Below are 10,246 nucleotides of genomic sequence, written 5' to 3' on the forward strand. Positions count from 1 at the left end.
TCCTCCTGAAATGTAGTTTTTATTCCTCGTCAGGCAGTACCGAAAACTCCTGATCCGGGGCTGATGTGAGATCGACAGGCTCTCTCGGGTCGCTTTCCGGTACGAGAGCCAGCTTTCCGGGCGGCTTGGCGACATATGCACCGAGCAGCTCATTGAACTTTTTCTTGCCCATCATCTTTTCAAATTCCGTCAGCGTGATGAGCGTCTGCTTGTAAAGATCGGTGTAGCCGTTCTGCACAGCAGTATCGACCACCGCCTTGGTGTCAGTGAAAATACGTTTACTTCTGCCTTCGACCACCTTATAGCCGGGAATGGGTACGCCGTGGTTGATCGCTTCAGAGGAGACGAATGCGAACACAGCCTCTATCCACGAGGATATCCTGTTCAGCGTCGGCAGTATCTCCGCCAGTTCGGATATCGGGATCAGTCCCGGCTGCTTGAATACGGCGGTATTGGTATCCGCTTCATAAGGGGCGGTCATATCGCTTTCCTCTGTGGTATCATCAAATGCGCCTGCATCAAGGTCGAGGAAATCCTCACGGCAGAGCGCCAGTGCTTCATCGGCACACGCCTTGCAGACCGGCTTTGCACGGCAGAAGCGGCACCAGTCGCCGGGATGCTGTTCACCCTTGCCCTCGAAAGCAAGCAGAGCGGTCGGTTTGATGCTCTCGCCCCAGTCCTCAAGCTCCTGCCTGCTGCATTCAAAGGTGCTGATATTGTCAAGGCGGGGCTGGATGATGCTCATACGAACGATCTCGATATCATACAAAAAGCCGTAGGCGGCTAAACCTCCGAGCGCGTACAGCATCATCTGACTGTTGTGGTCTGCATCCACGAACACGCCTTTGCCCGTCTTGAAATCACATACATGAAGCAGGCCTCTGCCGTTTTCGTCCTTGCCAATAATAAGCATATCTGCAGTACCAAAGCCGGAAGGAGCTATGTGACTGTAATCGACACGTTCTTCAACGAAAGCAAGGGGTTCACAGCCGTTTTCCCGCATCTGCTCGATGATGGAAATGACGAATTCGGCATACACGTCGGTAATCTGCTCAATTTCCTCAGTGTCGAACTCCTCTGACTGCGGGCGTTTCACACGCTCATGCAGATACTTTCGGACCTTGTACTCGCAGATCTCATGGGCGAATGTACCTTCTTCGGCATAGACGGAGCTTTCGTTCGGGAAGTTCTCCTGCAACCGGACGGAAGGCGGACAGTGCAGCCACTGCTTGGAACTGGATGCGCTCAGAAGCGCATGTACATCCGGCATCCGATCACCTCCGGTCAGAGCTGGGACACATCGGTGAGGAATGCCTCATACTTGTCCTGCGGAATGTCGCTGACCTTTGCTGCGCCATATGATTTCAGCAGGGCGAGAACCTTGTCCTTGTTGGCTCTGTTCTGCTTGATCTTGCCGGTCACGACCTTAATAAGGTCATCGGCAGTCAGCTCCGATGCAGGCTCCTGTTTCTTTGCAGCGGCTTTCTTTTTCGGCTGATCCTTCGGCTTTTCCTCCGGCTCAGTGTCCCACGGAAGATCATCTGCCGAGAGGATTTCCTCAAACTCATCCGGATTGATAGTCTCCGGAGCCGTCTCAGCCGCAGGCTTCGGCACACCGTTGATCGCCATTTCTGCAAGCTGCTGTGCCATGCCCGGCTCCATTGAATTCAGAAGCTGGATAACACCGCCAAAGATCGTGCCGAGTCCGTCGATCAGCTTTTTTGCGTCTACCGGGATCGGCTCCGGCAGCTTGTTCTTTTTAGTCTCCGTCATAGATCAGTCCCTCCTCGTCATCATCATAGTTTTCAGGCATCTTATCACTGACACCGCTGTCCCTGCGGAGCTTCTTCCTGAAATCGTCCGGGTAGCGGATCTCGAAGAAAACGCCCTCGTCATCGATCTTCAGGCGGAATACACCGACATCCAGTTCCATGTTCGGGAGCATGGCTGATGCCATCGACATGAAGCGAAACATATCCGTTGCGGTCTGTGCGATGTCTCCGGCACGCTTGTCCATTGCCGTTTCAAGCAGCTTCAGTGCATCCGGCTTAGCTGCGGACTTGCCGGGATCAGGTGCGGCACCGCCGTTGTAACGGTTCTTCGGGGTTCTGTTTTCCATAAGCTTTTCCTTTCTGTGCGGCCTTGCGGCCAATGTATTATCGTGAGGAGCATCAAGGCCTCTCATATACTGTCGTGGGAGTAGTCAAATTTTCGGTATCGACTAAAATTTTTATGTTTTGATCAATCAAGAATGCCTTTTGCTTTAGCAAGTGCATACTTCATATGCTGATGAACGGTTGATACACGGCAGCTCAGAATTTCGGCGATTTCTTCAATTGTCATGCAATCTCTGTAATACATGATGAACACTTTACGCTGCTTCTCCGTCATCGCAGCCAGCATTTCTTCTCTGGTCTCACGACGTTCAACGGCATCCTGCGGATTCTCACCCATGCGTCCGTCGTACCAGTTGAAGGCTCTGCGAAAAGGGTCTGCTACCGCCAGTTCCATATCACCGTCCTTATCTCCGTTGTCTGCGCTGTCATAATCTGTGGTGTCCTTGCGGCTGCCGGTGCGGTTCATGCTGTTTGCCTCGATGCGGTGGTCGCCGATCAGTGTCACTGCTAGGATCCACGGCTGTGCAGAGAGAAAGCCGTCCGGCAGTTCGTAGGTCTCTCTGAAGGTGTCCTTTTCCGAATCTCTCAGCTTATTAAAATAGAAAGTGAAGCTTTTGCAGTACGGCAGCCACACAACTGTGCGTCCGGTGATATTCTGATAGATTGCAAAGCCGTTGCTGAACAGTGTGCAGTCGTTTGTTTCTGCGATCGGATCACCGGCGGTCTCAAACAGCTCTTTCGGTGTCGGAGTCTTGCCGGACTTTTCAGCAAGGTCGAGGAAGGTGAGCAGTTCTCCGAGGGTGGTCTTATCTGTTACTGTGATCGTATTCATAGCCGTTCCTTTCCGCAAGGAACGCACTCGCGGCAGATGCTCCTACTGCGTAAAAGGCACGCAGGCAGACGATGTCCACACGGAATACAGCCGCGGTCTGTACAGACCACAAGTCCTACTGCATTCCGTTATGAGCATCTGTCCGCCAATGCGCGCCTTGACTAACAAATGTGATTTTTTATGCTTCGGTATAAGAATAGCCGGATGCATACAGAGGGAGAACATACAGCCGGTCTGTCGTCCACAGGGTATAGCTGTGGCATTGAGACGTTAGCTGTATGAACATCCGCTACCGTATGCATCCGGCAGTGAGGTGTTTTTTACAGTCCCGTAGGCTGATGCCTGTCCTTGACTGTGTCTATATCATAACATATCCGAATTTTCTTTTACATACATAAAAAATGGGGGCTGTTTTTTATGCACTGTGCTTGTATCGCCCTCTTGCATTAGTCCGTAGTTGTTCGCATTATCTAAATTAGATGGATATTATATGAACATTCTATTTCTAAACTGTTTCAAAAACGCAAATCGCCCCCATTTTTTCCGGGGGCTGCATAAAATTATTTCAGGGTATAAAAAAGGAGGCTCGAAAGCCTCCTGAAAATGTCGTTTTTACATACTTTTCTTAGCGTACCGCTTCTTTTCCTCACAGTCTCTCGTCCACGGCGTAAAGCCTTCTGCCTTCAGCAGATCATTGATCTGGTATACATTTGCCTTCGGCATCAGCTCGAAAATTGTCACATACAGCCGGTGGGCAGGATTACCCATGTCGAATTCGACTTTTGCCTTCTGCATAAGGTCAAGACGGAACGACTCCTCAAGCTCCAAAGCTACACAGAATGCCAGCACCGTTTCAAGCTTCACTTTCTTGCCGCTGCGCATCTTGTTGACAGTGTTCACGCCCATACCGCTGCGGTCTGCGACCTGATCTGAGGTAACACCGCATCTTTCCATATGGAATCGCACCGCCTTGCCGAATTCGTTGACAGCTGAAGGAACGGCGAGCTTATCGTTTTCTTCAGATATCTCATACATTGCCATGCGGATCTTCTTTCGCTGCTCATCGCTGAACGAACGATTCTCAGCTGTGATCTCTGTCAATTCGTCCTTATGCAGCTCGCCATAGGTATAGCTGTAGTCAAATTCTGCATAGACACGTTTGAAATCCAGACAGCACTCTGCCATATGATGTCTTGCATACTCGGTCAAGCCCATAGCGATACCGTGTTCCTTGCGGATATACCTGTCGCTGTTGATGATAACATGACCGTCCAGATATATGAACTTCTTGGAACGGACAAGCTCTGCGAAGGTATCGCAGGATGCAAATACATCGGAGATGTGACTGAACGACAGCGTATAGGTATAATCATCCGGGAATCTCAGCTCTACATCGTAGTCCTCGACATATCCTGTGGTGTTGTAGACATACACACCGCGTACTTCCGGCCACCCCAGTTCAACGATACGCTTCTTCGCAGCATTGCGGGATACTCCGAACTTCCATTTTACAAGATCGATCAGTTCTCTGTAATCGTCCCAATCAGGCTCGCCGGGGAGCTTCTCAAAGAAGTTCAGAATGACCTCGGACGCCTGTTCCTCCGGCATCTGAATGAAGCGCGGGATCGCATTTGCCTGCGTTTCCATCCATTTCAGGCAACTGCGTTGTGTTTTGGAGTAAAAATAGTCATTGAACTCCGGCATCTTCCTGCCGACCATTTTCCGATAATAGCTCTGCAGCTCATAGAACAGGTTGTGAAGGTAAGCGTGAACGCACTCATGAATAATAGCGTTCTGAGCTTCTTCCTCCTCCAGAGACTCATCCACAAGGATCGTAGGACCGCCAATTTTCATTTTGATTGCTTTGCCGTCCTTATCATAGACGGTCGTATCCCGCTTATCAAGGATCAGTTTGGACTTGACCTTGCCGTTTTTTGAAAGACGGGCATACTTTATGTCAAGACCCATAAACCTCGCAATCACAAATGTATTGATGCAGCCTGGATAATTCGATTTATAGGGATAAAAGCCGTCAAATATCTCCTGAGCTATGCTCTCAAAATCCTTCTTTGAAAGGATAGGCACCAGAAATTCATCCAGAGGATTATTCAGTCGGATAAACTGCCCGTTGTATATTTCTGCATCACACAGAAAATCCGATCCGCCGTTGGAGCAGTAATAACCGTGTACGATATATTTCTGACACTGCCTGTACCCGTTCATATCGAACACGACATTGCAGATCACATACATATCAAAGGAATCGTGGTCTATGCGGTCATATCTGCCTTCCTCTATGATGACAGTTTCGATATCGGCCTCCCTCGGAACACCCCACGGCAGCGGGAGCTGACGATAGTAGTGTAGTTCACGGATGTGTCGGCCATACTCCAGTGTGTAGTTCCATTTGAGAAAATCGGTGAAGGACACGATCTCCGGAAGTTCCCCATGCCAGTCCGGGTTACGGATCACTTTGTACTGCCCCGGATGCAGCTTGTCGGGAATCGTGAGAAAAGGTCCTCTGTCAAGGTATATAGTCATTTACGCCCTCCTGTTTTCGCGACTTGTGTTTCTTTGATACTGTCCCTATCTCTTGTTCTGTATCTCTCTATATATAGTGGCGAAGTGGTTTGATGGCGAAGTTGACGGTATTCTGAGCATAAACGGGATGAGCTTGTCCTGCCGCACACCGAAGGCAGATCGATGTCTCGTTTTTCCCCGGGCGGAATACCGATATTGCCATTATATCACACTCTCAAACGAAATGCAAGCACAATTTTAAGTTGACAAAACACTGATAGTGTGCTATAATGTAGTCAAAGATACAATGCCTACGGCATTTTTTGTAGTTCTAACAATTTTGGCGTTGAAAAGTCTTTGATAAACTTTGTAGAGTTGCACAGATTTCAATAAGAATATTTGTTCGTTTTGGAAATTGACATTTATCAGGTTTTGCTGAAGGGAGAGCTTTGTTATGAAGCAGCATAAAAAATCGAATATCTCAGTCTCACAGGGGAGGGAGGAAAGTGCAGGGAAAAAGAGTAATATCTCTGATCCTGCACACCGAAAGGATGCTCATGCTGTCGGAGGACGCATCAAGTACTACAGGGAGCGTCAAAAAATAGATCAGAAAGTGATCGCAGAAAAGATCGGCGTGACCTCTAATGCTATCAGTAACTGGGAGAACGGAAGAACACGCCCGGATTTCAGTGTTGTTCCCAAGCTCTGTGAAGCACTTGGTATCACGCTGTATGAACTATATGGCATTGAAAACAAGCAAGATACCTATACGGATAAGGAGAAGTCTATGGTAGAGAGATACCGTGGACTGTCGTATCCACACCAGCTTGCAGTTGACAGCCTGCTCTCTTCGCTTGAGACAGCAGAAACCGTTGGCAGCTTCCCGGAAATTATCAAACTGGTATGCTGCGACAAGGGGCTTGCTGCAGGCTTTGACGTTGGTGCTGAGTTTGAGGATCACGGGACGCCGATCTATCTGTATCCGAATACGAACGCAGCAATACGACAGGCAGACCTTGTATTTCCGGTCAACGGAGACAGTATGGAACCTGAGTACCACGATGGCGACCTTGTTCTTGTGGAGAAGTATCCCGGCTGTCCTGAACTGCAATACGGCGAGGTCGGAGCCTTTATGGTGGGCAACAGTACATATATAAAGATATATGAAGAGGAAGGTCTGGTTTCGTATAATGAAATATATGATACTATGACGTTCACAGAATATGACAATGTCATTTTGATCGGGCGTGTTCTCGGTATCCTTGAACCTGCATCCATAGCAAGCAAGAGAGATGCTGAGCGATACGACGCCATGCACGAGGACGATGAGGAGTAAAATCTATGGCAAAACTGATATTCCGTTATGGTGCGATGGGCAGCTCCAAGACCGCCAATGCGCTGATGGTGCGATATAACTACTATGAACGCGATAAGAAGGTTGTCCTTCTGAAGCCCCGATGTGAGGACAGGGATGGTGCAAAAGTGATAAAGTCCCGTATTGGTCTGGAGGAACCCTGCGAATTTGCAGAGGATTTTCTTGAAAACTATAGCGGTGAGCATTATGACTGCATTATCGTTGACGAAGTACAGTTCCTTGCGCCGGAGATCATTGACAGGCTCAGCGATCTTGTCGATACCTACGGCATCACCGTTATCTGCTACGGCCTGCGGACAGACTTCCAGAGTCATCTGTTTCCCGGAGCACAGCGGCTCATGGAGCTTGCAGACGATATTGAGCAGATACGGACGATTTGCTGGTGCGGCAAGCGGGCGCATTTCAATGCAAGGCTGCTGAACGGTGAGATGGTCACAGAGGGCGAACAGGTACAGCTCGGCGGCAACGAGAGCTATATTTCGCTTTGCAGGAAACACTATAAGCAGAGAAAGATCGAGGGCTGAAAGGTCGTGATTATATGTGTACTCGCTTTTATGTGGAGCCTGCATATTACGCTCCAATTATCACCAGAGCGCAGAAACTGAAGTTAGCAGATGATATGATGAGGCATCTCGGTAAGCCGCTGACCATGTCCGGCGAGATGCGACCGACCGATGTCACCGCCGTTCTTGCGCCGAATAAAGAAGGCAGGGTTGCAGTTTTCCCAATGATATGGGGCTTCAGCCACGAAGCAACTGATGCACCGATAGTCAACTGCCGCCTTGAAACAGCAAGTCAGAAGGAAATGTGGAAGGACTCATGGTTCCGGCGGCGGTGCGTGATTCCCTGTAGCTGGTATTTTGAGTGGGAACACTTCAGAAGCCCGGATGGGAAACGTTCTAAGGTCGGCGATAAGTATCTGATACAGCCGAAAGACAGCCATACGACTATGCTGGCGGGATTATATCGGTTTGAGGAGCGTAATGGGCTGCAGGTTCCTGTTTTCTCAGTTCTCACACGGTATGCTATTGGCGAGCTGAGAGAAATTCATGATAGGATGCCCATGATACTGCAGCGAGAGGATGTTGAAAGCTGGATAAAGCCCAACGGAAATCCGCAGGAGGTTAGCCGGAGAGCTTTGACAGAGATGTGTTTTGAAAAAACAGGATAAAATTAAGGCTCTATGCTGTGACACCTTTTTGGAATCATGGCACAGAGCCTTGTTTTGCTTGACAATTGCTCGATATTGTCAGCAAAGATGCGCTTGCGGTTGAGTACTATACATTTACTTTTTAGACGAAAAAGTGCGGATCGTGTATTGAAAAAATCAGCGGATTGTGCTATAATAACCAATATAATACATGGCTATAAGCATAGTTTTAAGAGGTGTAAATACTATGGCTGAAAAGAATACCGCCAATATTGGCTTTGAAAAGCAGATCTGGGACGCTGCCTGCGTATTGTGGGGGCATATTCCGGCTGCCGAATACAGAAAAGTTATCGTAGGACTGATCTTTCTGCGTTACATATCGAGTGCTTTTGAGAAGCGTTATAACGAACTTGTGGCTGAGGGTGACGGCTTCGAGGACGAGCCTGACGCATACCTTATGGACAATATCTTCTTCGTGCCTGAAAAGGCTCGTTGGTCTGTGGTGTCCGCTGCTGCTCACACTCCTGAGATTGGCTCTGTGATTGACGATGCTATGAGGGCTATTGAGGAAGAAAACAAGACCTTGAAGAATGTTCTGCCGAAGAATTATGCAAGCCCCGATCTTGACAAACGTGTTCTAGGTGATGTGGTCGATTTGTTCACCAATATGGATATGACCGACACTGAGGACAGCAAGGACTTGCTCGGTCGCACCTATGAATACTGTATCGCTCAGTTTGCTGCCTATGAAGGTGTCAAGGGCGGTGAGTTCTATACTCCGTCAAGCGTGGTTCGTACCCTTGTTGAGATACTGCGTCCGTTTGAGAACTGCCGTGTATATGATCCGTGTTGCGGTTCCGGCGGTATGTTCGTACAGAGTGCGAAATTTATTCAGGCGCATAGCGGAAACAGGGGCAATATCTCTGTTTACGGACAGGAATCCAATGCCGATACATGGAAAATGGCTAAAATGAATATGGCTATCCGGGGTATTGATGCGGATTTCGGACAGTATCATGCTGATACTTTCTTCAATGATCTGCACAAGACCCTGAAAGCCGACTTTATCATGGCAAATCCGCCCTTCAATCTCTCCAACTGGGGACAGGATAAGCTAAAAGACGATATTCGTTGGAAATACGGTGTCCCGCCTGCCGGAAACGCTAACTATGCGTGGATACAGCACATGATACACCACCTTGCACCGAATGGCAAGATCGGTCTGGTGCTTGCGAATGGTGCGCTGTCTACGCAGTCCAGCGGTGAGGGCGATATTCGTAAAAATATCATTGAAGCCGACTTGGTTGAGGGTATCGTGGCGATGCCGACACAGCTTTTCTACTCCGTCACTATCCCTGTAACTCTGTGGTTCATCACAAAGGGCAAGAAGCAGAAAGGCAAAACGCTGTTCATTGATGCCCGTAAAATGGGCTATATGGTTGACCGCAAGCACCGTGACTTCACAGACGAGGATATTCAGAAGCTCGCTGATACCTTCAAGGCATTCCAGGACGGCACATTAGAGGAAGTCAAGGGCTTCTGTGCGGTGGCTGACATTCAGGCTATCGCTGCACAGGATTATATTCTCACGCCAGGCCGCTATGTCGGCATTGAGGAGCAGGAAGATGACGGCGAGCCTTTTGACGAGAAGATGAAGCGCCTGACTTCGGAGCTGTCGGAGATGTTCGCAAAGTCCCATGAGCTTGAAAACGAGATCAGGGAGAAGCTGGGGGCGATTGGGTATGACATTTGAAACAGTAAGGCTCGGTGATGTTGTCCTATTCAATCCTCGTGAAAGCATTAAAAAAGGCGTAATAGCAAAGAAAATTGATATGTCTGTTCTCCAACCTTTCACAAGAGATGTTCCGTCTTATGAGCTTTTAGAATATAAGGGCGGTACAAAATTCAGGAATGGCGATACGATTATGGCAAGAATAACTCCTTGCCTTGAAAATGGAAAAACCGCCAAAGTAAATGTGTTAGGGGATAATGAAGTCGGTTTCGGCTCTACGGAATATATAGTTTTTAGAGCAATAAACGGCATTTCAGACGAAGACTTTGTCTATTATCTTGTATGTAGCCCTATTGTGCGCGAGCCTGCAATAAAATCTATGGTGGGTTCATCAGGTAGGCAACGTGTTCAAACCGATGTGCTTCAAAACCTTGAAATCAATTTACCTGACTTAGAAACACAACAGATTATAGGCTCGGTTCTTAGGAGCATTGACGATAGAATATCCTTAAATACTGCG

Annotated in this window: 10 protein-coding genes; 5 read left to right on the plus strand and 5 right to left on the minus strand. The window is 48.5% G+C overall.

What is annotated here, in order from left to right; translation table 11 throughout:
- Positions 1 to 19: 19 nt before the first annotated feature.
- From RF007C_RS05905 to RF007C_RS05925, 5 genes are all read right to left on the minus strand, one after another.
- On the minus strand, positions 20 to 1,270 hold the full coding sequence (locus RF007C_RS05905; RefSeq protein ID WP_037298101.1) for a DUF2800 domain-containing protein: 1,251 nt from the start codon (positions 1,268 to 1,270) through the stop codon (positions 20 to 22).
- Between the two features lie 14 nt (positions 1,271 to 1,284).
- Entirely contained in the window at positions 1,285 to 1,773 is a 489-nt protein-coding gene (locus RF007C_RS05910) for a hypothetical protein (RefSeq protein WP_037298104.1), read from the minus strand.
- Positions 1,760 to 2,119 carry a hypothetical protein gene (locus RF007C_RS05915; RefSeq protein ID WP_037298106.1) on the minus strand — a complete coding sequence of 120 codons (360 nt, stop codon included), beginning with the start codon at positions 2,117 to 2,119 and terminating at the stop codon, positions 1,760 to 1,762. Before RF007C_RS05915 ends, RF007C_RS05910 begins: the two co-directional genes overlap by 14 nt.
- 122 nt (positions 2,120 to 2,241) lie before the next feature.
- On the minus strand, positions 2,242 to 2,949 hold the full coding sequence (locus tag RF007C_RS05920) for a sigma-70 family RNA polymerase sigma factor (protein ID WP_037298108.1): 708 nt from the start codon (positions 2,947 to 2,949) through the stop codon (positions 2,242 to 2,244).
- A gap of 612 nt (positions 2,950 to 3,561) precedes the next feature.
- Entirely contained in the window at positions 3,562 to 5,490 is a 1,929-nt protein-coding gene (locus tag RF007C_RS05925) for a helix-turn-helix domain-containing protein (RefSeq protein ID WP_037298110.1), read from the minus strand.
- A gap of 433 nt (positions 5,491 to 5,923) precedes the next feature.
- Here RF007C_RS05925 and RF007C_RS16390 point away from each other — a divergent pair, with 433 nt between their 5' ends.
- From RF007C_RS16390 to RF007C_RS05950, 5 genes are all read left to right on the plus strand, one after another.
- On the plus strand, positions 5,924 to 6,805 hold the full coding sequence (locus tag RF007C_RS16390) for an XRE family transcriptional regulator (RefSeq protein WP_051456552.1): 882 nt from the start codon (positions 5,924 to 5,926) through the stop codon (positions 6,803 to 6,805).
- Positions 6,806 to 6,810: 5 nt separating this feature from the next.
- Positions 6,811 to 7,368, plus strand: a complete 558-nt coding sequence (locus tag RF007C_RS05935) for a thymidine kinase (protein WP_037298113.1) — start codon at positions 6,811 to 6,813, stop codon at positions 7,366 to 7,368.
- Between the two features lie 14 nt (positions 7,369 to 7,382).
- Positions 7,383 to 8,015 (plus strand): SOS response-associated peptidase, encoded by a 633-nt coding sequence (locus tag RF007C_RS05940; protein WP_051456553.1) that lies wholly within the window; start codon positions 7,383 to 7,385, stop codon positions 8,013 to 8,015.
- A gap of 226 nt (positions 8,016 to 8,241) precedes the next feature.
- A complete protein-coding gene (locus tag RF007C_RS05945) occupies positions 8,242 to 9,747 on the plus strand; it encodes a type I restriction-modification system subunit M (protein WP_037298116.1) in 1,506 nt (501 codons plus the stop codon).
- Positions 9,737 to 10,246 (plus strand): restriction endonuclease subunit S (locus RF007C_RS05950; RefSeq protein WP_037298119.1); only part of this gene is annotated, 510 nt, incomplete at its 3' end. The genes RF007C_RS05945 and RF007C_RS05950, both read left to right, overlap by 11 nt.

The organism is Ruminococcus flavefaciens 007c (genome assembly GCF_000571935.1).
In the GTDB taxonomy this organism is placed as follows: domain Bacteria; phylum Bacillota; class Clostridia; order Oscillospirales; family Ruminococcaceae; genus Ruminococcus; species Ruminococcus flavefaciens_F.

Bases quoted from the DNA above. Each gene is read 5' to 3' on its own strand.
- RF007C_RS05905 (WP_037298101.1), bottom strand. From the start codon at position 1,270: ATGCCGGATGTACATGCGCTTCTGAGCGCATCCAGTTCCAAGCAGTGG.
- RF007C_RS05910 (WP_037298104.1), bottom strand. From the start codon at position 1,773: ATGACGGAGACTAAAAAGAACAAGCTGCCGGAGCCGATCCCGGTAGAC.
- RF007C_RS05915 (WP_037298106.1), bottom strand. From the start codon at position 2,119: ATGGAAAACAGAACCCCGAAGAACCGTTACAACGGCGGTGCCGCACCT.
- RF007C_RS05920 (WP_037298108.1), bottom strand. From the start codon at position 2,949: ATGAATACGATCACAGTAACAGATAAGACCACCCTCGGAGAACTGCTC.
- RF007C_RS05925 (WP_037298110.1), bottom strand. From the start codon at position 5,490: ATGACTATATACCTTGACAGAGGACCTTTTCTCACGATTCCCGACAAG.
- RF007C_RS16390 (WP_051456552.1), top strand. From the start codon at position 5,924: ATGAAGCAGCATAAAAAATCGAATATCTCAGTCTCACAGGGGAGGGAG.
- RF007C_RS05935 (WP_037298113.1), top strand. From the start codon at position 6,811: ATGGCAAAACTGATATTCCGTTATGGTGCGATGGGCAGCTCCAAGACC.
- RF007C_RS05940 (WP_051456553.1), top strand. From the start codon at position 7,383: ATGTGTACTCGCTTTTATGTGGAGCCTGCATATTACGCTCCAATTATC.
- RF007C_RS05945 (WP_037298116.1), top strand. From the start codon at position 8,242: ATGGCTGAAAAGAATACCGCCAATATTGGCTTTGAAAAGCAGATCTGG.